Below are 24805 nucleotides of genomic sequence, written 5' to 3'. Positions count from 1 at the left end.
GGGGCTGCAGGACCGAGACCGGAGGGCCGGTGGCGTCGATCGCCACCGGCCCTTCGGCGTTCCCGCCCCGAGCCGGCGGCCGACGAACTAGGGTGGTCAGGCACTCTGCGGAAGGAACCCTTATGGGAATCGGAAGAAAGTCTGCGGTCGCCGCCCTCGCGGCACTGGCACTCTCGCTGGCGGCCTGCGGCGGGGGCACCTCCCCGAACCAGGAACCGACGGTCGGGGCGAGTGAACTCGCCACCGAGGCGCAGTACAACCCGCAGCCGCGGGACAACGTCAAGGACGGCGGCACCCTGACCACCGCGCTGACGGAGATCTCGCCGCAGTTCAACACGTTCCAGGCCGACGGCACCCGCTACACCCTGGACCTGTGGCGCTGGTACAACCCGGTGATGATCTTGTTCAGCCCGAACGGGGACTGGACGCCGAACCCGGACTACCTGACCGACATGAAGGTCGAGGAGAAGGACGGGAACACCGTCGCCACGTACACGATCAATCCGAAGGCCACCTTCAACGACGGCACCCCGATCGACTGGAAGGCTTTCGAGGCCACCTGGAAGACGAGCAACGGCAAGGACAAGAACTACCTGGTCAGCTCGTCCGACGGCTACAACCGGATCGCCTCGGTGGCCAAGGGCGCCGACGACAAGCAGGCCGTGGTCACGTTCGACGGCGGCTACGCCTGGATCGGTGGCCTGTTCAACAACGTGCTGCATCCCAAGGCGGCCGACGTCGACCTCTATAACAAGGGGTACGTGAACAATCCGCACGCCGAGCTCGGCGCGGGTCCGTACACGGTCGACACGTTCGATCAGAAGAACGCCACGATCACCTTCAAGCGGAACGACAAGTGGTGGGGCGACCCGGGCAAGCTGGACAGCCGGACCTTCAAGGCACTCGAGTCGACCGCCGCGATCAACGCGTTCAAGAACAACCAGCTGGACGCGACCGGGGTCGCCACCTTGGACCTGCTGGCCCAGGTGCAGCCGATGGTCGACTCCGGCAACGTCGAGGTGCGCCGCAGCGCGATCCCGTCGAAGAACCTGATCGTGATCAACTCCAAGTACCCGGGCCTCGACGACCCCAACGTGCGCAAGGCGCTGTTCATGGGCATCGACCGGTCCGTGATCGCCAAGATCGCGTTCCAGGGCCTCAGCTACGAGGAGCAACCGCCCGGCTCATTCAGCATCTACGGCTACCAGAAGGGCTACCAGGACAACCTGACCGCGGCCGGCTACACCTACGACAAGGCCGCCGCCGGCAAGCTGCTCGACGACGCCGGCTGGGTGCCGGGCGCCGACGGCATCCGGGAGAAGGACGGCAAGAAGCTGTCGATCGACTACCCGGTGGTCAGCGATGACCCGAACATCCAGGCCCGGGCCAAGGCGGTCAACTCGATGCTCAAGGAGATCGGCGTCGACATCAAGATCCAGCAGCGGCCGAGCAGCGACTTCTCCGCGGTCTTCACGGGTAAGCAGTTCGGCATGTTCGCGATGGGCTTCGCCTCCTCCGACCCGTTCGGCTTCGCGTACTTCTGCCAGGTCTACTGCAAGGACAGCACCCTCAACGCGTCCGGCACCGGCACCGCCGAGAACGACGCCAAGATCGCGAAGCTGGCCGAGATCGGCGATCCGGCCAAGCAGATCGAGGAGGGCAACAAGCTGGAGGCCGAGCTGATGGCGCAGACCTGGGGCATCCTGCCGGTCCTCAACGGCCCGAACATCGTCGCGGTGAAGAAGGGGCTGGCCAACCTGGGCGCCGGGATCTTCTTCGTCGGCAAGCCGCAGGACGTCGGCTGGCAGAAGTGATCATGGTCCCCGGCCCGGTCCTGCCCCAGGAACGGGCCGGGGACTCTCCCGTGGACGGGTTTGCGGTACCGGCTCCGCGGTCGTTCCGGACGTAATACTGTCGAGCTGCCAGCAGATCGCAGTGTGAACAGGAGTGGGACGGGAGGCCCGATGCCCAGCGAGGAGTACGCCGAGCTGACCGCCCGGATCGAGCGGTTGGAGCGACGCCTGGAGCCCGACAGCGCTCCGGTGCCGCCGGAGTCGGGTGCTGGGGATCGGTTCTGGCTGCTCGAGGAGCTGCGCCGCCGCACCGGCGGGTCCGCCCTGACCTACGCCGGGCTGCTGCAGCTGCCGTACGGGCCGGTCGCCTGGCAGATGGGCCACGACCCGACCGAGGTGCTGGAGCGGGACTGGGTCGACCTGGCGCCGCGGATCGCAGCCCTGGGCCATCCGGTCCGGCTGCGGATCCTGCAGCTGGTACTGCGCCGGACCGCGACGACCGCCGCCGAGCTGGCCCGCACCGAAGGCCTGGGGACCACCGGGCAGGTCTACCACCACCTGCGCCAGCTGATCGCAGCCGGCTGGCTGCGCAGCGGAGCCCGCGGAGTTCACGAGGTCCCCGTCGAACGCGTCGTGCCTCTCTTGATCATCCTGGCCGCAGCAAGTTGAATGACCCCGACCTGGCAACGACTGTCGCAGCGAAGGGTGGGGCCATGGCGGGACCCGAACGGGTAGGTGAACTGTCGTTGCGGGAGAAGGTGTCGCTGACCAGCGGCGCGACCGCCTGGACGACCAGGAGCGTGCGCGGGGTTCCCTCCGTGCTGCTCGCCGACGGCCCGCACGGGCTGCGCCGGCCGGCCGAGGGCGCCGATGAGTTCGGCCTCAGCGGGAGCCTGCCGGCCACCTGCTTCCCGCCGGCGGTCGCGCTCGGCTCCAGTTGGGACGCCGACCTGGTGCGACGGGTCGGCAGTGCGCTCGGTGCCGAGGCCCGCGCGGCCGGGGTCGGCGTCGTGCTCGGCCCGGGGATCAACCTGAAGCGGTCGCCGCTCTGCGGCCGGAACTTCGAATACCTCTCCGAGGACCCGTTGATCACCGGTGTGCTGGGATCGGCGATGGTGGCCGGCATCCAGAGCCAGGGCGTCGGCGCGTCGCTGAAGCACTTCGCCGCCAACAACGCCGAGCATGATCGTTTCCGGGCCAGTTCGGAGATCGACCCGCGCACCCTGCGCGAGCTCTACCTGCGGGCGTTCCACCGGATCATCACCGAGCAGCAGCCATGGACCGTGATGGCCGCCTACAACAAGATCAACGGCGTGTACGCGACGGAGCACCCGTGGCTGCTCACCGCCCTGCTGCGCGGCGAATGGGGCTTCACCGGCCTGGTCGTCTCGGACTGGGGTGCGGTCGACGACCCGGTGTCGGCGATCGGTGCCGGACTGGATTTGATCATGCCGTCGACCGGCGGCCGGTCCGACGCGGTGATCATCGACGCGGTCGAGCGGGGCGCGCTCGTCGAAGCCGCCGTGGACCGGGCGGCGGGCCGGGTCCTGGAGCTGGCCGAGCGGGTCACCGCCGGCGGGGCCGGCCCGGCGCCGCGGTTCGACCGCGCCAGTCACCACGCGCTGGCCCGGGAGGCGGCCGGCAAGAGCATCGTGCTGCTGCGCAACGCCGACGACATCCTGCCGCTCGATCCGAACGGCAGCGAGTCGATCGCGGTGATCGGCGAGCTGGCCCGCGAACCGCGCTATCAGGGCGCCGGCAGTTCCATGATCAACCCGACCCGGCTGGACCGGGCCCTGGGCGAGATCGTCGGGTACGCCGGCGAGGACCGGGTCACCTTCGCCCAGGGCTACCGGATCGGGCCGAACTCCGGCGGCGACCTGGAGTCGTTGCGGGACGAGGCCACCACACTGGCGGAACGGTCCGACGTCGTGATCATGTTCCTCGGGCTGCCGGCCGAGGAGGAGTCGGAGGGCTTCGACCGGCAGCACCTGGAACTGCCGGCGGAACAGACCACGCTGCTGGATGCGGTGCTGGCGGTGAACTCGCGGGTGATCGTCGTGCTGTCCAACGGCGGCGTGGTGCGGGTGTCCGGCTGGCAGCATCTGGTGCCGGGCCTGATCGAGGGCTGGCTGCTCGGCCAGGCCGGCGGTGCGGCGCTGGCCGACGTCCTGTTCGGCGCGGTGAACCCGTCCGGGCGGCTGGCCGAGACGATCCCGTTCAAGCTGTCCGACACCCCGGCCTATCTCGACTTCCCGGGCCAGTTCGGCAAGATCAACTACAGCGAGGGGATCTTCGTCGGGTACCGCTACTTCGACGCCCGCGATCTCCCGGTGTCGTTCCCGTTCGGCCACGGGCTGTCGTACACGACGTTCGAGTATTCGGGTGCCCGGGCGGAGCAGAACGGCGACCGGCTCCGGCTCCGGGTCCGGATCACCAACACCGGTCAGCGCAGCGGCCGCGAGGTGGTCCAGGTCTACGCCGGGCTGCCGGGATCGCGGATCAGCCGGCCGCCGCGCCAGCTGATCGGCTTCACGATCGTCGAACTGGCCGCCGGCGAATCCCGGCAGGTCGAGTTGATCATCCCGCGGTCCGAGCTGGCCTACTACCATCCGACCCAAAGCCGCTGGCTGGTCGAGGGCGGCCGCTACCGGATCGAGGTCGGCAGTTCCAGCCGCGACATCCGCGGGATGATCATGGTCGAGGTGTCCGGCGACGAGGAGATCAACCAGCTCACCCCGTCCTCCTCGCTGGCCGAGGTGATGGCGGTGCCGGCCGCACGGGCCGCGCTGCAGCGGCTGCTGGCCCATCACCCGATGGCCGCGATGGTCGACGACCCGGCCACCCTGGCCATGATCGGCTCGATGCCGATCCGGCGGCTGGCGTCGTTCCCCGGCAGCGAGATCACCGACGGTCAGCTGACCGAACTGCTCAGCCGGCTCCCCCGATTCCGATGATCAATTCGTTGGAGGAAGTCGCCGCCGGGCCGGTCATGATCAGATCGGTTTCCTCTGATATCAGAGTTTTCACCCGCCCACAAGTCTGCCCAACCACCCGGTAGACCCCTAGAATCAGCCGCGTGGCGGACAATCGCGACGCGCTGCGCCCGACGATACGGGCGGTGCTGACCCGACTGGAGCCGACACCCGCACTGGTGATCAACCAGATCGGCGACGTGATCGCCTGGAACAACGGGGGCCGGTTGCTGTTCGGCCCTTCCGGCCTGCTCGACGGGTCGCCGCCCAACACCAACCGGTACGTCTTCGCCGATCCGCGGGCGCACGAGGCCTTCCCGGACTGGGAGCTCACCGCCGAGGTCACGCTGCGCCAGTTGCGCCGGTCCACCTGCCCGCAGACTCAGGAGTTCATCGACTCCCTGTCGGCGGAGTCGCCCGAGTTCGCCAAGCGGCTGGCCGCGTTCGACGCCGACGGTCAGCCGTTCGGCGAGGTCCCGTTCTGGCACCCCGTCGCCGGGACCCTGCGGCTGGCGTACGAACTGCTGGATCTGTCCATCGTCGAACAGCAGTATCTGGTGGTCTGCCTGCCCGCCGACGACCACACCCGGCGGGCCTTCGACCGGCTGTCCGACGGCGCCGGCTGCTGAACCCCCACCTCCGGGCACGGCGCGCTCAGACGCTGCCGGCGCTGCAGAAGGTGCCCGGAGTGTGCTTGTCGTGCACGATCCGCAGCTCCGCCTCCGGGTCGCCGGCCGGCACCGGCCGGAGCGCGTCGTCGATCCGCCACCGGTACGGTTCCGCGGCGTCCGCGCGCTCGCCGTACGCCCGAAGGCCGAGCGGGACCAGCCGCAGCCGGGCATCCACCCAGTCGGCGTCCCACGGCCCCTCGTCCCGGATCTGCTCGGCCGGCCGGAACTCGTAGTAAATCGTCCGGCGCAGGTCTCCGCCCCGGGTCGCCGGGGATCCGTGCACGATCATCGTGTCGTGCACCAGCACGTCGCCTGGGTGCAGCTCCACCTCGATCGCGCCCGGCACGTCCCAGCCGGCCGTGTCCGCCAGGGCACAGATGTCGGACTCCGTCCGCTGGGATCCGGGCACCACCCGCAGCGCGCCGCGGCCGGCCAGCGAGTCGTCGAGGTAGATGTCGATGTTGAAGATCCGGTGGTTCCGCGGGTGGATCGCGTCCTGGTGCCATTCGATCGGGGCGCCGTCCCCCTCCGCCTTGAACACCAGCGACTCGTAGGTGGGGACGAAGTTGGGGCCGGCCAGGCTTTCGGCGATCCCGAGCACGTGCGGCGAGCCGAGCAGCTGCAGCGAGACCGCGGAGCCCTTGCCGTGCACGTAGTCGACCCGGAACATCACCTCGTGGCCGTCCCGGTCGGCGAACTTGAAGTCGCCCTCCTGGCCGGCCGGACCCTGGCCGAGCCGGCCCTGCTCCATCCACTGGTCGGTGGCCCGGCGCAGATCGGCCACCAGGCCGGCCGGGATCCGGTTGCGCAGGATCAGGTAGCCGTTGCGGTCGAAGAACTCGACCTGGTCGTCGTCGAGCAGGTAGGAAGCCGTCGCTGTCGCAGTCATACCGCCAGGCTAGGATCCGAGCCGATGCCAGGTCGTCCTGGTCAGCCGCGGAAAAATCCTGGATCCTCGGATGATGCAGCGTGCACCGCAGACCGCCCGCGAACGGTACGGCTTCGCCTGCTGGACCGGCCGGGCCCGCGCGATGGAGAGCGCCCACGCCCACGACGAGATCGAGCTCAACCTCTCCGACGCCGGGCCGCTGCACTACCTGATCGGCGGCCGCACCCAGCACCTGCCGACCGGCCGGCCCGGCCTGTTCTGGGGCAGCACCCCGCACCAACTGATCGAGGTCAGCCCGCAGACCCGGCTGATCTGGATGACCGTGCCGCTGGACCGGTTCCTGTCCTGGCAGCTGCCCGACACCCTGCTGGCCGCCCTGTTCCGCGGCGAGATCGTGCATGCAGCCGGTGATCCGGAGCTGGACCGGGCGATCATGCTGCGCTGGGCCACGGAGTTCGAGCGGTCGCCGGCGTACACCGAGATCGTCGCCCTGGAGGCCCGGGCCGTCTGCCAGCGGATCGCGCTCGGCCTGGACCCGGCCGCCGATCGTGATCACTCCGGGCCGGCGTCGTTCGCCGGCAGCCCGGTGGCGATCATGGCCGGCTTCATCTCGCGGAGCTACCGGGAGCCGATCCGGGTCGCCGACGTGGCCGCGGCCGCCCACCTCAGCCCGCAGCACGCGATGGAGCTGTTCCACGCCACGATCGGGCTGACCATCGGCGGCTACCTGCTGCAGTGCCGGATCGCCGAGGCGCAGCGGCTGCTGCTGACCGGCGACCATTCGATCGCCCGGATCGCCCTGGACGCGGGCTTCGGCTCGCTGAGCCGGTTCCACGCCGCGTTCCGGGCGGTGACCGGAACCACCCCGGCCCGCTATCGCCGCCAGGGCCTCAGTTAGGATCCCCTAAGTTCAGAAGTCTTCCGAAGGGGGCGGCGTGCGCCGACTGTTCATGATCATGGCCGGGTTGGTCCTGCTGCTCACCGCGGCCTGTCAGGGCACGGCGGCGCCCGAGCCCGGTGCCGACGGCGGCGGGGCCGGCTTCCCGGTGACGGTGCCGACGAAGTTCGGCGACGTGGTGATCCCGGCGAAGCCGCAGCGGATCGTCGCCCTCGGCTGGGGCGACGCCGAGACCGCGCTCGCCCTCGGCGTGCAGCCGGTCGGCGCCAGCGACTGGCTCGCCTTCGGCGGCGAAGGGGTCGGCCCCTGGGCGAAGGGCCGCTACGACACGCCGCCCAAGATCATCGGCACTCTGGAGCCGTCGTACGAGGAGATCGCCGAGCTGGCGCCGGACCTGATCCTGGACGTGAAGAGCTCCGGCGACCAGGGCCGCTACGACCGGCTGAGCAAGATCGCGCCGACCGTCGGCGTGCCCGAGGGTGGCGACAACTACCTGACCAACGTCGATCGGCAGATCACCATGATCGCGGCCGCGCTCGGCGTGCCGGACCAGGGCACCGCCCTGCTCGCCGACATCGACCGGGCCTTCACCGAGGCGGCCGCCGCGCATCCCGAGTTCGCCGGCAAGACGATCACCGTGGCCGCGTACACGAGCGAGGGCTGGGGCGCCTACATCTCGGCGGCGGACCGGCCGAAGTTCCTGTACCGGTTGGGTTTCGTACCCAATCCCGTGATCGAGAAGGAGAAGCCGGAGCGGTTCACCGTACGTGTCTCCGACGAGCGCCTGGACCTGCTCGACGGCGATCTGCTGATCATCCAGCCGATCGGCAAGACCGCCGAGGACGTGCAGAAGGTGAGCACCTTCGACAGCATCCCGGCGGTCCGCGACGGCCGCTATCTGATCTTGGACTCGACCGACGTCCGGTCCGCCTTCAGCCTGAACTCCCCGCTCTCGATCCGGTACGCCATCGACACCGTCACGCCCCTCCTCGCGGAGAAGCTCAAGCCCTGACCCCCGGCGAGCAGCCTCAGCAGGCGAAGAGCACCGGGCAGAACCGCGGGTCCGCGTAGTCCGGGGCTCCGTCGGCGCCGGCGGTCAGCCGGTCGTTGCCGTGCCGGGCGACCGAGCCGTCCGGCAGCACCGTCTCGACGTAGCGGTTGTCGCCGGGCTGCAGGTGGACCGCGATCGATCGGCGCGGCGACCCGCTCCGGTTCGGGCCGCTGCCGTGCACGGTCCGGCAGTGGTGGAAGCTGACCTGGCCGCGCCGCATCCGGGTCGGCCGGATGTCGAAGGCGAAGCCGGCCTCCTCGGCGCGGCGCTGCAGCCCGGCCAGGTCCTGCGAGAAGAAGTCGAGACCGCCGATGTCCCAGCGGTGCGAGCCGGCCACGAACGCGACCGAGCCGCCGTCCTCGTCGACGTCGTGGAAGCCGACCCAGGCGGTCAGCATCTCGGCCGAGGAGCAGGTCTGCCAGTACTGCCGGTCGGTGTGCCAGCCGACGTTGCCCGGTACGCCGGGACCGTCGGTCGGCTTGTACAGAAGTTGATCATGCCAGAGCCGGATCTCCGGGACGCCGGCCAGCCGGGCCGCGGTGGCGCCGATCAACGGCGTGCCGACCAGCTCGCGGAGTTGATCAACGCGCAGCGAGGCGTAGTCGTTCTTGCGCAGCACGTTGCCGTCCGCCTCGGTCCACCCGCCGACGTCGTACGGCAGTGACCGGTCCGACTCCCCCGCGTAGAGCCGGCGCATGCCCAGCTCCGCCGCGTCGAGCACCTCGTCCGGCACGATCACCGGTGAGATCCAGAATCCCTGCTCGCGATAGGACGCGACGTCGGCGTCGGACGGCAGCAGCGACCGTTGCTCCTCGGTGAGCTCGTTGATCATGGTGTTCACGCTACCGGCAGCACCGTCAGCGGGTGATCCGCATCCGCACCACGTCCGTACGCTGGACGGTGATCCCGTACGCCAGCGGCTCACCGCGCGGCGAATAGGTGACCTGCTCCGCCTGCAGCACCGGAGCTCCGGTCGCCAGCCCGAGGTCCGCAGCGCGGTCCGCGTCGGCGCCGATGGCGGAGAGGTCGGTGACCGCCCGGGCGACGCAGCCGCGGACGGTCCGGTCCAGCAACTCGTACAGGTTGGTCCGCAGCTCGAGCATCGGGTGCGGGTCGACGATCACGCCGAGCAGTTCGGTCGGCAGGAACTCGACCATGCTCGCGGTCGGCACGCCGTCGACGGCGTAGACCCGGGTCACCCGCCAGCCACGACTGCCCAGGGCCAGGCCCAGGGCCCGGCAGGCCGCGGCCGGCAGCTTGATCTTCTCGCAGCTCGACCCGGCCAGCGTCACGTCGTGCCCGGCCGCCTGCAACCGGTCCCGGTAGGACTCGATCCGCGACATCGGCAGCGCCACCCCGCCACGCGGCTCCGACACGAAGGTGCCGACGCCCCAGCGACGGACCACGGTGCCGTCGGTGGCGAGGGCGCCGAGCACCTCGCGCATCGTGCCCCGGCTCACCTCGAGATCGTCGGCCAGTTGCTTCTCGTTCGGCAGCTGATCGCCCGGTGCGTACGATTCCGCGATCATGGATCGCAACCGTGTCGTCGCGGCCGCGACCATCGTGTCCCGTTTCGCCATTCGCTTGTCCTGTCCTCGCCCCGCGGATGATTGTCGCGAGAAACCGTGTCTACTGCCAGACCTGTGCCAACACTCGCAGCGCGTTGCCGCCGAGAACCTTGGCGATGTCGGCGTCCGAGTAGCCCTCGCGGACCATCCAGCCGGCGATATTGCCGAAGTTCTCCGCCGGGTTCTCCAGCCCGGCCACGTACTCGACCCGCGGGTGCTGCGGGCCCGAGTCCAGCTTCTGGGCGTAGTTGCCCGCGTACGCCTTGTGCACGGCCAGATGATCACCGAACATCGTGTCCGGCCCGAACGAGACATGATCGATCCCGACCAGGTCGACGCAGTAGCGGAAGTGATCCATCACCGACTCGATGCTGTGTTCCGGGTGTCGCTCCGAGATCGTGGTGTGCGGCGCCGCCTCCAGGCCGATCAGGCCGCCGCGCTCGGCGCAGGCCATGATCACCTCGTCCGGCTTCATCCGGGCCGTCGGCCAGACCGACCGGGCGCCGGCGTGGGTGATCATCACCGGCACGGTCGAGTGCTCGATCGTCTCCAGCGAGGTCCGGTCGCCGGAGTGCGAGATGTCGATCAGCATGCCGAGCTTGTTCATCCGCTCGACCGCGCGCCGGCCGAACGTGGTCAGCCCGCCGTCGCCGGGTTCGGCCAGGCCGCCGCCCAGCATGTTGGACTGCGAGTACGCGATGCCCAGCTGCCGGATCCCGAACCCGTACAGCATGTCGATCCGGTCCAGCTCGTTCTCGATCATGGACGAGCACTCGAAGCCGGCGATCAGGGCGACCCGGCCCTCGGCCTTGGCGCGATGGAGATCCTCGATGCCGAATGCGTGCAGGACGTGGTCCTGCTTGGCCAGGTCGGCCAGCCGGAAGCCCAGCGCGTAGATCATGTCGTCCCACTTCCAGCCGTGCTGGCTGGTGACGCAGGAGGCGCCGGCCATGAAGTTGTCGATCACCGCGGTGAGCCCCGAATGGGCCAGCCCCTCGTAGCCGGTGCGCTGCCGGCCGGTCCGGTTGTAGCGCTTGATCTGGTCGGCGTCGTCCGGCAGCACGACGGCGTGTTCGTGCAGGGAGATCACGATGTTGTCGGCCAGCAGCCGATCCACCCGGCCGGCCTGCTCGGCGGTCAGGCCGAGGTCGTACTCGGGGACCCGGCCGACCTGCGGCGCGAGGTCGAACGGCTGGTAGTCGACGACCGGCTCGAGGTAGCCGTACGCGGTGTAGCCGCGATACTGCGGTGAGCGGTCAAGCATGAGGGATCTCCTTGCTGGTTGGGAAAACAGAGGCGTCGCTGATCGGGTGGTGGCAGGCCACCGAACGGGTGCCGGCGGCATCCGGGGTGAGCACCGGTTCGGTGTCGGCGCACAGGTCGGTGGCGCGCCAGCAGCGGGTCCGGAACCGGCAGCCGGACGGCGGGTCGACCGGACTCGGCGGGTCGCCGGCGAGCAGGATCCGCCGGCCCTGGCCGCGGGCCTGCGGATCGGGAACCGGGACCGCCGACAACAAAGCGCTCGTGTACGGATGCGCCGGGGTGTCGTAGACCGGCCGCCGGTCGCCCAGCTCGGCGATCTTGCCCAGGTACATCACGGCGATCCGGTCCGAGATCTGCCGGACCACGGAAAGATCATGAGCGATGAACACGTAGGACAGGTTCAGCTCCCGCTGCAGCCGGAGCAGCAAGTTGATCACCTGCGCCTGGACGGAGACGTCCAGCGCCGACACCGGCTCGTCGCAGACGATCACCTCGGGGTCGAGGGCGAGCGCCCGGGCGATCCCGATCCGCTGCCGCTGGCCGCCGGAGAACTGGAACGGGTACCGGTCCAGGTGATCGGGATTGAGTCCGACCAGTTCGACGAGTTCCCGGACCCGGTCCAGCCTCTTGGCGCGCGGCAGCAGCCCGGGATGGATCTGGAACGGCTGCAGCAGGGTGTCCCGCAGCGTCCGCCGCGGATTGAGCGAGGCGTACGGATCCTGCAGCACCATCTGGACCCGGCGGCGCAGGTCGCTGTGATCGGCGCCGCGCAGGCCGTGCAGGTCGCGGCCGCGGAAGGTGACCCGGCCCGAGGTGGGCTGCTCCAGCCCGACCAGGGTCCGGGCCAGCGTCGACTTGCCGCAGCCCGACTCCCCGACCACGCCGAGGGTCTCGCCGCGGCGCAGTTCGAAGCTGACCCCGTCGACGGCCCGGACCGTGCCGGCGGCGCGGCCGAACCAGCCCCGGCCGGCCGGGAAGTGTTTGATCACGGACTCGGCGGCGAGCACCACCTCGGCACCGGCTTCAGGCGCGACCACTGAGCACCTCCTCGCTGCGATGACAGGCCGCCAGCCGCCCGTCGGACGTCGGCCTCGGCACCGGGCGCTCGGCCCGGCAGCAGTCGAGCGCGAGGTCGCAGCGCTCGGCGAAGGCACAACCCGGCGGCGGGCCGAGCAGGTTCGGCGGCGCGCCCGGAATGGCCCACAGCTCCTCGCCGTCGGCGTCGGCGCGCGGCATCGACCGCAACAGCCCGCGGGTGTACGGATGCGCCGGCGTCGCGAACAGGTCGGTCACGTCGCCCTGCTCGGCCAGCCGGCCGGCGTACATCACCACCACCTGGTCGGCGACCTCGGCGACCACCCCGAGATCGTGCGTGATCAAGATCAGCGCCATGTCGGTCTCGGCCTGCAACTCGGCCAGCAGGTCCATGATCTGGGCCTGCACGGTCACGTCCAGCGCGGTCGTCGGCTCGTCGGCGATCAACAGCCGCGGCTCCAACGCGATCGCCATCGCGATCATGATCCGCTGCCGCATCCCGCCGGAGAACTGGTGCGGGTAGTCCCGGGCGCGACGTTCGGCGGCCGGGATCCGGACCCGCTCCATCAGGTCGATCGCGCGCCGCCAGGCCTCCCGCCGGGACAGGCCGCGGCGGACCCGGAGCACCTCGGCGAGCTGGCTGCCGACGGCGAAGACCGGATTCAGCGCGGACAGCGAGTCCTGGAACACCATCGCCAGTTCCTCGCCGTTGACCGACCGGCGCTCGGCCGCGGACAGCCCGAGCAGGTCCCGGCCGGCGAACTCGATCCGGCCGTTGATCACCGCCGGCGGAGACTCCAGCAGTCCCATGATCGACTGCGCGGTGACCGACTTGCCGGAGCCGGACTCGCCGACCACGGCGACCGTGCTGCCGGCGGCGACCTCAAGATCAAGATCCTGGACGGCGCGCACGATCCCTTGCCGGGTGTGGAACTCGACGCTCAGGCCCTGGACGTCGAGCAACGGCTCGGTCATCCGGTGCCGCCGATCCCGGCCCGGCGCAGGAAGTCGCGGACCACCGCCTGGAACCGCTCCGGCTCCTCCAGCTGCGGCGAGTGCCCGGACTCCTCGAAGATCACCAGCTCCGCGCCGTCGATGCCGTCGGCGATCGCCTGGGAGGCCGGCACCGGGGTCCGCCAGTCGTGCCGGCCGACCACGACCAGGGTCGGGCAGCCGATCTCGGCCAGCCGTCCGGTCAGGTCGTAGGCCGGCATGTTGACGCCGAACGCGTGGTTGTGGGTCGCGTAGTGGTAGCGGGTCGCGCGGGCCTTCCGCTCCACCGCCTCGGGGTCATAGTTGTGGTCGTACAGCGGCAGGATGGAGCGCCAGTACCGCTCGAACTCGGCGTTGTCGGCGAAGCCGCCGACGCCGATCCGGGCGATCGTCCACTCGTCGATGACGACCCGGTCGGTGGTCCGGGCCCGTTCCACCGCCAGGTGGTCGTAGTCCGTGTTGGCCGCGGTGTCGCGCAGGATCAGCGCCGAGACCCGGTCCGGGTGGGCGAGCGCGTACTCCATCGCCAGGAAGCCGCCGTACGAGCCGCCGGCCATGATCACCTGCTCCAGGCCGAGCAGCTCCCGGATGGCGTCGATGTCGGCGACCCACTGCGTGTGCGTGTACGGCGGCACGTCGGCCGACTCCCCCGAACCGCGGGCGTCGAACGTGACGATCCGGTACTCGTCGGCGAACGGGCCGAAGGACCGCAGTGGTTCGGACCGGGAGCCGAGGCCGGGCGCGCCGTGGTGGACGATCATGGCGGGTGCGTCCTCCGGGCCGAGCAGCTCCAGCTTCAGCTCGGCGCCGTTGATCATGGCCGTCTGGGTGTTCATGCGGCGATCACGTTCTCCTCGAGAGTGCGCGGGTAACGGGTGAGCCGTTCCGGGCCGTCCTCGGTGATCAACACCGAGTCCGAGATCCGGTAGCCGGCATGGCCGGGAACGTAGAGGCCGGGCTCGCTGGAAACGATCATGCCCGGCGCGAGCGGGGTCCGGTCGCCGTCCTCGATCCAGGGCGGCTCGTGCTGCGCGATGCCGATGCCGTGACCCTGGCGGTGCCGCAGGAAGCGGCCGTACCCGGCGTCCTTGATCACGGCCAGGCAGGCGGCGTTGACGTCGGCGCAGCTGCGACCGGCGATCATCGCGTCGGTGCCGACCTGCTGTGCCTCGGCGACCACCCCGAAGTAGCGGCGCTGGTCGTCGGTCGGCTCGCCGATCACGAACGTCCGCTCGCTCTCCACGAACCGGCTGGCCACCGCGGCGCCGAGAGAGAGGATCAGGGTGTCCCCGACCTCGACCCGGCGGCTGCTCGGCAGGCCGTGCGGCCGGGCCGAGTTCGGGCCGGCGTAGACCAGGCCGCCGGCCAGCTTGGTGGTGAACACCACGTGGTCGTACCGGTCATAGATCAGGTCGGTGCCGTGCCCGATCACGTGCCGGGCGATCTCACCCTCGCGCGGCAGCGGACCGCCGGCCGCGATCGCGTCGCTGATCATGGTCCGGCCGGCCGCCAGCATGGCGTCGCAGATCTCGGCGGCCGACCGGTGCAGGGCGATCTCCTCCGGCTCCTTGCGCAGCCGCAGCCGCCCGACCAGGCCGGTCGGCACCAGCGCCGCGTCGGGCAACTCCCGCCGGACGGCTTCCAGGGTGCCGGACGCGAGCGACGGCGCGTAGCCGATCCGCCCGGTCCCGGCGCCGATCCCGGCCAGCAGGGTGCCCAGGTGCTGCTCCGGACTGATCACGCCCGGGTACTCGAAGTAGGTGGCCGTCTCGGCCCGGATCCGTTGCGCAGCGGCGTATTCGGAGTCCAGCTCCGGCAGCAGGCAGTGCCGGGCACCGTCGGCGCCGATCCACAGGTAGACGGGACGTTCGGTGACCGCGTAGTAGAAGCCCGCCAGGTACGCGACGTCCGCCGGCGCGGTGACGATCATGCCGTCCAGCCGCGCCTCGGCCAGCGCCTCCAGCACCCGGCCGTGCACCCGCTCGTAGAAGTCGTCCGGCAGCCACATGGTCAGGCCCCCTTCGTCCGCGGATCGCGGGAGTCGTTGTAGCGGATGCCGGCGATCGTCGCCGAGAGGACCAGGACCAGGATGGCCAGCGACGGGAACAGCGTCTGCCACCAGGCGGTCGCGATCACGCCGGACCGCTGCGCGTTCAGCAGGATCCGGCCCCAGGACCAGGAACTCGGATCGCCCATGCCGAGGAAGCTCAACCCTGCTTCGGAGATCACCGCGCGGGCGGCCTGCAGCAAGACGCTGACCACGATCAGCGGCAGCACCCCCGGCAGCACCTCGGAGACGATGATCCGGATCGGTCCGGCGCCGAGCAGCCGGGCCCCGTCGATGTACGGCATCGACGAGACGACCATCGCGTTGGACCGGATCAGCCGGGCCACCTCGGCCCAGGAGAAGACGCCGATCACCACGGTCAGGGTGACCACGGAGGGACCGACCAGGGCCGTGATCAAGATCATCAACGGCAGCAGGGGCAGCGACAGCATGACGTCGGTCAGGGTGGTGACGATCGGGTCGAGCCGGCGCACGTACGCCCCGAGCAGACCGAGCCCGGCGCCGATCACGATCGCCAGCAGCGAGGCGGCGGCGCCGACGACGAGGCTGATCCGGGTCCCCCAGACCACCTGCGCGAAGACGTCCTGACCAAGATCATCGGTGCCGAACCAGTGCCGGGCCGACGGCGGCTCGAGGATGTCGGTGCCGAGCCCGCCCGGCTTCGGCACCAGCAGCGGGCCGAAGACCGCGGCGGCGACGAAGATCACCAGGACGGCCAGCGAGATCCAGCCCGTCGGGCCGGCGAAGAAGCCGGACCGGCGGCGGGCCTGCGCAGCGCCGGACGGTTGATCACCGGCCACCGCGCCGAGCACGGTCGGGTCCGGGGCGGAGGGTGCGCTCATGTCCGGATCCTCGGGTTGAGAAGCATGGAGATCAGGTCGGTGATCAGGTTGGCCAGCACCACGGTGACCGCGAGCAGGACGAAGGCGCCCTGCAGCATCGGGTAGTCGAGCTGCTGGACCGACTCGAAGATCAACCGGCCGACCCCGGGATAGGCGAACACGGTCTCGGTCAGCACCGCGCCGCCGACCAGGGTGCCCAGCTGCAGCCCCATCAGGGCCAGCGCCGGCAGGATCGCGTTGCGCAGCGCGTGCAGCCAGACGATCCGGCGCGGGGTCAGGCCACGGGACCGGGCGCCCTTGATGTAGTCCTCCCCCAGCACCTCGAGCATGTTGGTGCGCAGGGTCAGCGCGTACGGCCCGACCTGGACCGCGACCAGGGACAGCAGCGGCAGCGCCAGGTGGTGGAACAGGCTGCCGTACGCGGCCAGGCCACGGGTGTCCGGATCGATCGCGCCGCCGATCGGGAACCAGCCCAGCATCGAGCCGCCGATCACCAGCAGCAGGATCGCCACGCTGGGCACGAACAGCGCGTTGCTGGTCACGCCGAGCAACTGGACCAGCTTGTCCACGAACCGGCCCCGGCCGACCGCCGCGTACACACCGAGCGGGATGCCGATCACGATCGTCAGCAGGAACGCCGACCCGGCCAGCAGCAGCGTCCACGGCAGCCGGTCCAGCAGCAGTTCGCTGACCGGAGCCAGCTGCCGGAACGACATCCCGAGGTCGCCGGTGACCAGGCCGCCCAGGTAGCGGACGTACTGGATCGGCAGTGGCTCGTCCAGTCCGTACCGCTCGCGCAGGGCGGCCTGCATCTCCGGCGTCATGTCACCCTCGACCACGAGCAGCGTCGGGTCCGCCGGGAGCAGCCGCAACAGCAGGAACGTGATCGTGACCGCGATCCACACCGTCAGCAGCGCCCGGAACACCTTCCGCGCCACGTAGCGAAGCATCTCGTCCTCAGGTTCGGCGAATCGTGATCAGGAGACCGGCTTGACCTGGGCCAGCGAGTAGCCGGTGACCAGCCCGAGCAGATCGCTCGGCGAGGGCTGGAAGCCCTCGAAGCGATCGGACCGGTAGGCGAACCGGAACTTCTCCACGTACAGCGGAGTCAGCAGGGCCTGGTCGTGCACGTACTCGTCGATCTTCTTGATCTTGGACACGAACTGATCATGGTCGATCGTCGAGGCGGCGTCGTTGACCAGCTTGTCCAGCTCCGGGTCCTCGACCAGGTTGTAGTTGATCCCGCCCGGGTTGGACGACAGGTAGGTGCTGCGCAGCTGGTCCATCGGGTTGTCGAACACGGCCCACTGGGACAGGTCCAGGTCGTAGTCGCCGGACTTGGTCCGGGACAGGAACGTGTTGCGTTCCAGGCAGGCGAGCTTGATCTCCACACCGGCCTCGGCCGCACCGGTCCGGACCACCTCGGCGATCCGGGTCATGTTCGGGTTGGACTGGTCGCAGACCAGCTCGAACGACAGCCCGTCCAGCGTCCCGTCACCGTTGCCGTCGGTGTAGCCGGCGTCCTCGAGCAGCTTCCGCGCCGCCGCCGGGTCGTACGGGTACGGCTGCAGGTCGGCGTTGTCGTACTCGGCGAAGGTGGGCGAGATCGGGCCGGTCATCGGCGTTCCGTCGCCGCGCAGGATGGTCGCGATGATCGACTTCGTGTCGACCGCCATGGACAGCGCCTGCCGCACCTTCTGGTCGGCCAGCTTGCCCTTCTGCACGTTGTACGTGACGTGGGCGAACCCGAGCGAGTCGACGCTCGCCATCGTGATGCCCTCGGCGGACTCCAGCGAACCGGCGGCCGAGGCCGGCACCGGCGTCGCCATCAGGTCGATGTCGCCGTTGCGCAGGGCCAAGATCATCGTGTTCACGTCGGGGTAGATCACGTACTCGATCGTGCCGACCGCCGCGCCGCCCTCCGGGGCGTACGGGTACTTGTCGTTGGCCTTCATCGTGTAGCGCTGGCCGCGGGTCATCGAGTCGAGGACGTACGCGCCGGCCCCGACCCAGTCGGTGTCGTTGGCGAACTCACCGAGATCGCCGGCCTTCGCGAAGATGTGCTCGGGCACGATCGCCATCCAGAAGCCGACCCCCTCGGCGAACGGGGCGTACGGCTGGCTCAGCTTGAACTCGACGGTGTGCTCGTCCGGGGTCTCGATCGACTCCACCCAGGTGAGCTTGGCCGCCACGTTGCCGAGCTGGTACTTCATGATCGACTCGGCGGAGAACTTGACGTCCTTGGCCGTGACCGGCGTCCCGTCGGACCAGACGAATTCCTTGTTCAGCGTGAAGACAGCGGTCTTGCCGCCGTCGGTGTACTCGTACTTCTCGGCGAGCTCCGGCACCTTCTCGGCGTTCTCGTCGATCCGCAGCAGGTGCGGGTACATCGCGTTGAGGATCCAGTTGTCGGTCTTGCTCAACGACTGCAGCGGGTTGAAGTTCGAGACGTCGGTGGTGGTGCCGATCCGCAGCGTCGTCGCGCCCGGTTCGCTCGGCGTACCCCCGCCCTGATCTTCGTTCAGACCGCACGCGCTGAGCACCAGGGTCAGCACCGCGAGCAGCGCGCCCGCCAGCCGGAACCGTTTGACGGTGGCCATGTCACCACACCTCTTTCAGGACTCGAAGAATGTTGCCGCCGATGACCTTGCGGATGTCGTCGTCGCCATAACCGCGCTTGACCAGCCAACCGACGATGTTGGTGAAGTTCTCCGCAGGGTTCTCCATCCCCGCCACGTACGGGACGCGGGGGTGCTCGACGTGCCCGTGGGCATTCGCGATCCGGAGGTGGTTGCTGAACGAGTCGTGCAGCCCGACGTGATCACCGAAGTTGGTGTCCGGGCCGAACGCGACATGATCGATGCCGACCAGGTCGACGCAGTAGACGAAGTGGTCCATCACCGACTCGAGCGAGTGCTCGGGATGATCTTCCGAGAGCGTCGTGTGCGGCGCCGCCTCGATCCCGATCACGCCGCCGCGCTCGGCGCAGGCCTTGATCACGTCGTCCGGCTTCATCCGGTTGGTCGGCCAGACGCTGCGCGCACCGGCGTGGGTGATGAAGATCGGCACCGCCGAGGCGTTGATCACGTCGAGGCTGGTCCGGTCCCCCGAATGGGAGATGTCGATCGCCAGCCCGAGCTTGTTCATCCGCTCGATCGCGCGCCGGCCGAAGTTGGTCAGCCCGCCGTCGATCGCCTCGGCCAGGCCGGAGCCGAGCCCGTTGGCCATCGAGTATGCGACGCCGATCTGCCGGACGCCGAGCCCGTACAGGATGTCCAGCCGGTCCAGCTCGTTCTCGATCGCGGTCGCCGCCTCCAGCCCGGCGACCAGGGCGATCTGGCCGTTCGCCTTGGCCTGCTCCAGGTCGGCGACGGTCCGCGCCAGCACGACATGATCTTGCTTCGCGATGTCGGCGAACCGCAGCCCGAGATCGAAGATCGTGTCGTCCCACTTCCAGCCGTTCTCGCTGGTGACGCAGTTGGTGCCGTTCATGAAGTTGTCGAACAGCGCCGACATGCCGGACCGGGCCAGCCCCTCGAAACCCATCGCGTTGCGGCCGGTGTGGTTGTACTCCCGCAGTTGGTACGGATCGGCGGTCAGGATCTTCGGGTGCTCGTGCAGCGAGATCGCGTGCTCCTCGCGCAGGATCCGGCTGACCCGGGCGGTCTGCTCCTCGGTCAGCCCGAGATCGTACGGCTCGACCCGGCCGATCTCCGGAGCGAGCTCGAAGACCCGGTAGTCCTTCTCCGGCTCCAGGTAGTCGAACGAACGGTAACCCCGGTAACGCGGACTCGGCTCCTGCATGACCACCCCATGTTGTTAGACCTCCAACCTCTTGCGGGAGAGCTTAAGGCCAGCCACCCCCGGTCCGGCAAGCCCTGTCCGGACTCGTTACTCCGACGTAACACCGCCCGGGCGGTCGTTCGATCATGGAACCCACCACTAGGGTCGGTTCATGATCAGCACCGACCTCGCCGACTGGTCGCTCGGGCGCCTGCTCTCCACGGCGGCCCGCCGGGTCGAGCACGCCTGGAACCGCACCCTGGCCGAGCACGGACTGACCCACGCCGGACTGGTCGCACTGCAGGCCCTCTCCTCCGGCCCGGCCACCCAGCGGGAACTGGCCCGGGCCAGCCGGGTCGAGGAGCAGACGATGGCCCGGGTGCTGGAACGACTGGAGCGAACCGGCCACATCGCCCGGTCCCCCGATCCGGCCGACCGCCGCCGGCGCCTGGTCACCCGGACCGCCGCCGGCGATGCCGCAACGGCCGAGTTCGCCGAGTCCGACGTCGCCGACCGGCTGGTCGCCGGACCGCTCAGCGATCCGGTCGCGTTCCGGGCCGAGCTGGTCCGGCTGATCGCGGAGTTCGAACGGCCGGACTGACCGCAGGCTCCGCTGGACGGGGCCGGCGCCGGTCCCGTACCCAGAGGGCGAGCCAGACCAGCCCCGCGACGACGAACACCAGCGCGTATTCGATCAACGGGATCCGGATGATCTCGTGCAGGTCCGCCGGTCGGCCGCGGGCCAGGTAGACCAGGATCGCCGCGAGCCCGTACCCGATGATCACCAGGGTCTTGATCATCCGGCTCAGCCCGAGGCCGTGCAGCTGGGTGATCACGAACACGCCGAGGAAGCCGAACAGGAACATCGGCCAGATCCCGTCCGGGCCCGAGTTCATCACCGCCACCAGGGTGCCGTGCACCGCCACCATGATCTCCAGCGTCAGCGTCCAGACCCGGTTGGTGTGCGCCCGGGTGAGGAACAGACTTCCCTGTACCAGCAGCAGAAACAGGTAGCCGAAGCCGATCAGGTGACCACTGGTGCTGACCGCCGGGTGATACCAGAACGTGTAGACGGCGGCCCAGCTGAACAGGTAGCCGTGGTAGCGCCGGACGAAGTCGATCACGGCCGCCCGGAACGGAACCTTGCGCCCGAAGAAGAGCCCACGGCGCCGGTTCTCCATCAGCAGGACGACCACGAGCAGCAGCACCACCGAGCCCTGCGAACTGAAGATCGACACGTCCTGGGCCAGCCCGTCGTAGAACAGGTGGGTCTGCACCAGATGCAGGCCGACGAAGCCGAGATTCGTGGCCAGCGCGACGAGGTTGACCGGGTGCAGGCCGGCGCTGTAGCGACGGACCCGGGTCTGGGCGTAGAAGATCAACAACCAGAACGCCAGCTGGTGCGCGACGTAGCCGCCCCAGGCGGTCGCCCGGCTCAGTACGGTCGGCTCGGGCAGCTTCCAGTAGTACCAGGACGCACCCTGATCGGGCAGCAGCGCAACCCCGTCCAGCCGCCCGCCGAGCACCCAGATCAGCCCGGTGAGCGCCGCGCACACGGCGACCGAGCCGATCAGCAGCGGCACCGGACGGACATTACTCAGCATGCTGAGTAATCTACCGGGCCGTTCGAGAACCAGTCCGCCACGAGGCCGGGGCCGGGCGGTGCTCGAGGCCCTCACGGGCACCGATTAGGGTGGCCTAAGGCGACGGGAAGGCGGACCATGATCAACGACCACACCTATGGTCCGGCCGGATTCGTCACGCTGCCCGACGGCCGCCGGCTGCACTATCGGCGGCGCGGCAGCGGAGGCCCGGCCGTCGTCTTCGAGTCCGGCATGGGCATGTCGGGAGCGATCTGGGGCCTGGTCCAGCCGCGGGTCGCCGAACGGACCACGACCGTCGTGTACGACCGCGCCGGGCTCGGCCGCAGCGACCCGGACCCCGGGCCGCGGACCCTGGACCGGCTCGTCGACGACCTGGGCCACCTGCTGCGCGGGCTGCCCGACGCCGACCCGTACGTCCTGGTCGGCGCCAGCTGGGGCGGCCCGATCATCCGGAGCCTGGCCGCGACCGGGGAGTTCCCGATCACCGGCCTGGTGCTGGTCGACCAGAGCGACGAGAACGCTTCTGAGTTCTTCAAGCCCCGCGCCCGCCGGCAGTTCGCGCTGACCCGGCGGCTGCTGGTGCCGATGGCCCGGACCGGGCTGACCCGACGGCTCGGCGGCCGGCTGGGCCGCGACCTGCCGGCCGACGTCCTGCATGATCATCTGTCGCTGGACTTCGGCGTTCCGGCCGCGCGGACCATGATCGCCGAGCTGGACGGCTTCCTCGATGATCTTGAGAAGCTCGGCCGGGACCGGCCGCGGCTGGACGGGATCGAGGTCTCGGTGATCAGCGGCACCAAGATCACCAGGGCCGAGCGCAACCAGCGTCCAGGGATCAACCGGGCCCACCGGGTCACCGCCGAACGCCTGGACCGGGGCCGCTTCGTGCCGGCCCCGGACTCAGGTCACCACGTGATGTTCACCGAGCCGGAGCTCGTCGCGGCCGAGATCGTCCGCCAGCTCCCGCACCCCGAGCAGGCACCGAACGTGCACTGAGCCTGGCGAAGGGCGAACCCGACCGGTGTGACACGTGGCCTGCGCTGGCCGCCACGCTCACTGCAGCCACCCCCTCTCCACCGACTGGGCACCTCAGCAGCGACACGCCGTCAAAACAGCTGCTTTTGTGCCGAGTCGGCGAGGGGGGTGGGTGGGGGTGGTCAGGACTTGTGCTCGTCCGGCTTGTCCCAGAAGTAGCACTCGGGATCGTAGACGGCCGGCGTCGGATGGATCCACGGATTCACCCAGCCGCCGAGCGCCAGGTTCTCGTTGCGCGGCACGTTGCGCAGGCCCTTCTTGATCACCATCACCTGCGGGTAGTTCGTCACACAACCCATGAAGAACGGGCCGTCGGAGATGTGCAGCTTGAAGATGTCCCAGACCAGGCCGTGCCGCTTCATCTCGTCCGGCTCGACCTTCGCCGCGTTGTAGAGATCCCAGAGCTTCTTGACCGGGCTGCCGTCCTCGGGCTCCAACCGCGGTGGATGCCGCTTGTACGGGTCGACATCCACCTCCTTCTCGTTGGTGCCGGTGCCCAGCAGCGTGAACCAGGTGCCCTGCAACGGCGCCCAGTGCGAGGACTGGACCGGCACCACCCAGCCGGCGTAGATCAACGGGTGCCCGTCGCCGACCTCCCAGTTGGTCCGCGACATCAGCTTGCCGGTCTTCCACTGGTCGTCGTACGTCTGCGGCGCGATCGGGTTCTGGGTCATCTCCAGCCCGACGGCCTTCAGGTCGGAGACCAGTTGGGCGTCCTTGCCGCGATGCTCGGCCGACTCGTCGGCGTGGTAGTCCAGCCGGAGCTTGAGCGGCTTGCCGCTCGGCAGTTCCCGGACCCCGTCACCGTCGGCGTCCTTGACGCCCAGTTCTTCCAGCAGCGCCTTCGCCTTCTCCGGGTCGTACTTGACGTAGGCGTCCCGCCAGTCGGTGTAGAGCTTCTTGCTGGCGTCGTCGACGTTGAACTCGACCGCCTTCGGGCTGAGCGTCCCGGTGGTCGCCTCGCCGGTGTTGAAGTAGACCGACTTCCGGACCGCCTCGCGGTTGAACGCGTGCGAGATCGCCTGCCGGAACTTCGGCTGCCTGATCAACTCCCGCAACTCGGGCTCGATGAAGTCGTAGTTGAGGAAGAAGATCGACCCGGTGCCCGAGCCGCTGTCCCACAAGATGATCTCGGTGCCTGCCTCCTCGCTGGAGTCCCGGATCCCCTGCACGTCCTGCAGCGTGACCTGGTTGAACCAGCCGTGGCAGTAGTCCACCGATCCCTGCTGGATCTGCAGCTTGCCGGCCTCGGCGTCGGAGACGATGGAGAACTGGATCTCGTCGATGTACGGAAGCTGATCACCGTTCGGCATCACGCACCAGTAGTACGGGTTGCGCTCCAGCACCACGCCCTTGGAGTTGTCGAACGACTTGCACTTGTAGCCGATCATGGTCGGGCAGTCCGGGTTGCGGTGCCAGTCGGCCTTCTGCTCCATCAGCCCGCCGACGGTGTCCCAGTTGTCCGGGATGTCCTTGCCGGTCTCGGGATGGAACTGCTTCAGGTAGTGGCTCGGCATCATCCAGATCGGCCCGTTACCGCCGATGTTGCCGTTGACCCAGGCCGCGATCTTGTCCGCCGTGAGCGGCGCCGGGGTGTCGAAGGTCAGCTTCAGGGTGAGGTCGTCGACGGCCTCGAACTTCGCCAGGTTGCCGTTGCCGGACCGGGCATCGTCGGGCGGGGTCTGGGCCATCTTCTGGTCGAGGATGAACTTCTCCCACCACCAGATGATGTTCTCGGTGGTCCACGGCTCACCGTCGGACCACTTCAGGCCCTTCCGGAAGTAGAAGGTCCACTCGGACGCGTCGTCGTTGCTCTCCCACTTCTCGGCGAGGCCGGGACCGACGTCCTGACCGTCGTTGAGGTAGCGCAGGATCGAGTGGCCGTAGAAGAACTCACGGTCCGAACCGGCCTTGCCGGCGCCGGTGGTGCCGAACACGTTCATGTTGAGCCGGCCGCCGTAGTTGCCCGCCTCGATCCAGCGGTGCGGAATGACGTACGGGTTCTCCGGCAGCCGTTCCTCGACCGGCGGGAGCTTCCCGCCCTCCAGGCTGGGCGACTGCTGGAAGGCCTTCGGCTTGGGCAGCGGCTCGGTCACCGAGCCCTTGGCCGTCGAGCCGCCGCCCGAACTCTCGGAGCCCCCGCCGGGATCGCCGCCACCGCCGCTACAGGCGCTGAGCACCGCGCCGCCGGCCACCGCCGCCGACCCGTAGAGAAACGCACGTCGGGAGATCTGGGAGGCATCCATCTTTGGGCCCTTCCATCGGAGTTCCGTCTGTCTGAGGCAAGAGTTGCGCGTCGTCGCATCTGTTGCTGAGTCTTCTGGTGTTGCGTGAGTT

22 protein-coding genes are annotated in these 24805 nt (G+C 69.4%); 8 read left to right on the top strand and 14 right to left on the bottom strand.

Annotation, left to right across the window (positions count from 1 at the left end; translation table 11 throughout):
• Positions 1–122 precede the first annotated feature (122 nt).
• The 4 genes from ACFQU4_RS35010 (at position 123) to ACFQU4_RS34995 (ending at position 5397) form a co-directional block, all read left to right on the top strand.
• A complete protein-coding gene (locus tag ACFQU4_RS35010) occupies positions 123–1814 on the top strand; it encodes an ABC transporter family substrate-binding protein (protein WP_377501246.1) in 1692 nt (563 codons plus the stop codon).
• A gap of 150 nt (positions 1815–1964) precedes the next feature.
• Positions 1965–2462 carry a helix-turn-helix domain-containing protein gene (locus tag ACFQU4_RS35005; protein WP_377501244.1) on the top strand — a complete coding sequence of 166 codons (498 nt, stop codon included), beginning with the start codon at positions 1965–1967 and terminating at the stop codon, positions 2460–2462.
• A gap of 44 nt (positions 2463–2506) precedes the next feature.
• Entirely contained in the window at positions 2507–4750 is a 2244-nt protein-coding gene (locus ACFQU4_RS35000; RefSeq protein WP_377501242.1) for a glycoside hydrolase family 3 C-terminal domain-containing protein, read from the top strand.
• Positions 4751–4872: 122 nt separating this feature from the next.
• On the top strand, positions 4873–5397 hold the full coding sequence (locus tag ACFQU4_RS34995) for a hypothetical protein (protein ID WP_377501240.1): 525 nt from the start codon (positions 4873–4875) through the stop codon (positions 5395–5397).
• A gap of 25 nt (positions 5398–5422) precedes the next feature.
• Here the strand turns inward: ACFQU4_RS34995 and ACFQU4_RS34990 are convergent, their stop codons facing one another.
• The gene (locus ACFQU4_RS34990; protein WP_377501238.1) at positions 5423–6328 is read right to left on the bottom strand and encodes a phytanoyl-CoA dioxygenase family protein; all 906 of its coding nucleotides are present in this window, start codon (positions 6326–6328) and stop codon (positions 5423–5425) included.
• Positions 6329–6398: 70 nt separating this feature from the next.
• Here ACFQU4_RS34990 and ACFQU4_RS34985 point away from each other — a divergent pair, with 70 nt between their 5' ends.
• Positions 6399–7226 (top strand): helix-turn-helix domain-containing protein, encoded by an 828-nt coding sequence (locus tag ACFQU4_RS34985; protein ID WP_377501236.1) that lies wholly within the window; start codon positions 6399–6401, stop codon positions 7224–7226.
• Between the two features lie 37 nt (positions 7227–7263).
• Positions 7264–8238: an iron-siderophore ABC transporter substrate-binding protein gene (locus tag ACFQU4_RS34980; RefSeq protein WP_377501234.1), complete on the top strand. Its 975-nt coding sequence runs from the start codon at positions 7264–7266 to the stop codon at positions 8236–8238.
• 16 nt (positions 8239–8254) lie between these two features.
• On the opposite strand, the gene ACFQU4_RS34975 is transcribed toward ACFQU4_RS34980, so the two are convergent.
• From ACFQU4_RS34975 to ACFQU4_RS34925, 11 genes are all read right to left on the bottom strand, one after another.
• The gene (locus ACFQU4_RS34975) at positions 8255–9109 is read right to left on the bottom strand and encodes a phytanoyl-CoA dioxygenase family protein (protein ID WP_377501232.1); all 855 of its coding nucleotides are present in this window, start codon (positions 9107–9109) and stop codon (positions 8255–8257) included.
• A gap of 25 nt (positions 9110–9134) precedes the next feature.
• Positions 9135–9839: a GntR family transcriptional regulator gene (locus ACFQU4_RS34970; protein ID WP_377501282.1), complete on the bottom strand. Its 705-nt coding sequence runs from the start codon at positions 9837–9839 to the stop codon at positions 9135–9137.
• Positions 9840–9906: 67 nt separating this feature from the next.
• Entirely contained in the window at positions 9907–11109 is a 1203-nt protein-coding gene (locus tag ACFQU4_RS34965) for a dipeptidase (protein ID WP_377501230.1), read from the bottom strand.
• Positions 11102–12145, bottom strand: coding sequence for an ABC transporter ATP-binding protein (locus ACFQU4_RS34960; protein ID WP_377501228.1), 1044 nt, complete (start codon positions 12143–12145; stop codon positions 11102–11104). Before ACFQU4_RS34960 ends, ACFQU4_RS34965 begins: the two co-directional genes overlap by 8 nt.
• The gene (locus ACFQU4_RS34955) at positions 12132–13118 is read right to left on the bottom strand and encodes an ABC transporter ATP-binding protein (RefSeq protein ID WP_377501226.1); all 987 of its coding nucleotides are present in this window, start codon (positions 13116–13118) and stop codon (positions 12132–12134) included. Before ACFQU4_RS34955 ends, ACFQU4_RS34960 begins: the two co-directional genes overlap by 14 nt.
• Positions 13115–13972, bottom strand: a complete 858-nt coding sequence (locus tag ACFQU4_RS34950; protein WP_377501224.1) for an alpha/beta fold hydrolase — start codon at positions 13970–13972, stop codon at positions 13115–13117. The genes ACFQU4_RS34955 and ACFQU4_RS34950 overlap by 4 nt, the downstream gene beginning before the upstream one ends.
• Positions 13969–15144, bottom strand: coding sequence for a M24 family metallopeptidase (locus ACFQU4_RS34945; protein ID WP_377501222.1), 1176 nt, complete (start codon positions 15142–15144; stop codon positions 13969–13971). Before ACFQU4_RS34945 ends, ACFQU4_RS34950 begins: the two co-directional genes overlap by 4 nt.
• A 2-nt stretch (positions 15145–15146) precedes the next feature.
• The gene (locus ACFQU4_RS34940) at positions 15147–16046 is read right to left on the bottom strand and encodes an ABC transporter permease (RefSeq protein WP_377501220.1); all 900 of its coding nucleotides are present in this window, start codon (positions 16044–16046) and stop codon (positions 15147–15149) included.
• The gene (locus ACFQU4_RS34935; RefSeq protein ID WP_377501218.1) at positions 16043–16996 is read right to left on the bottom strand and encodes an ABC transporter permease; all 954 of its coding nucleotides are present in this window, start codon (positions 16994–16996) and stop codon (positions 16043–16045) included. The genes ACFQU4_RS34940 and ACFQU4_RS34935 overlap by 4 nt, the downstream gene beginning before the upstream one ends.
• A 27-nt stretch (positions 16997–17023) precedes the next feature.
• A complete protein-coding gene (locus ACFQU4_RS34930) occupies positions 17024–18646 on the bottom strand; it encodes an ABC transporter substrate-binding protein (protein ID WP_377501216.1) in 1623 nt (540 codons plus the stop codon).
• 1 nt (position 18647) lies between these two features.
• Complete coding sequence (locus tag ACFQU4_RS34925; protein WP_377501214.1) at positions 18648–19850, bottom strand: dipeptidase; 1203 nt, start codon at positions 19848–19850, stop codon at positions 18648–18650.
• A gap of 151 nt (positions 19851–20001) precedes the next feature.
• Here ACFQU4_RS34925 and ACFQU4_RS34920 point away from each other — a divergent pair, with 151 nt between their 5' ends.
• Positions 20002–20430, top strand: coding sequence for a MarR family winged helix-turn-helix transcriptional regulator (locus ACFQU4_RS34920; RefSeq protein ID WP_377501212.1), 429 nt, complete (start codon positions 20002–20004; stop codon positions 20428–20430).
• Here the strand turns inward: ACFQU4_RS34920 and ACFQU4_RS34915 are convergent.
• Complete coding sequence (locus ACFQU4_RS34915; RefSeq protein WP_377501210.1) at positions 20363–21433, bottom strand: hypothetical protein; 1071 nt, start codon at positions 21431–21433, stop codon at positions 20363–20365. The genes ACFQU4_RS34920 and ACFQU4_RS34915 overlap by 68 nt on opposite strands.
• A 117-nt stretch (positions 21434–21550) precedes the next feature.
• Between ACFQU4_RS34915 and ACFQU4_RS34910 the strand changes: the two genes are divergently transcribed.
• Positions 21551–22429, top strand: coding sequence for an alpha/beta fold hydrolase (locus ACFQU4_RS34910; RefSeq protein WP_377501208.1), 879 nt, complete (start codon positions 21551–21553; stop codon positions 22427–22429).
• Between the two features lie 161 nt (positions 22430–22590).
• On the opposite strand, the gene ACFQU4_RS34905 is transcribed toward ACFQU4_RS34910, so the two are convergent.
• Positions 22591–24714 carry an ABC transporter substrate-binding protein gene (locus ACFQU4_RS34905; RefSeq protein WP_377501206.1) on the bottom strand — a complete coding sequence of 708 codons (2124 nt, stop codon included), beginning with the start codon at positions 24712–24714 and terminating at the stop codon, positions 22591–22593.
• Between the last annotated feature and the right edge of the window lie 91 nt (positions 24715–24805).

It is taken from the genome of Microlunatus sp. GCM10028923 (assembly GCF_042666975.1).
Classification (GTDB): Bacteria; Actinomycetota; Actinomycetes; order Propionibacteriales; family Propionibacteriaceae; genus Microlunatus.
Note: the sequence above shows the minus strand (reverse complement) of the source record. Positions and strands in the feature narration are given on the sequence as shown.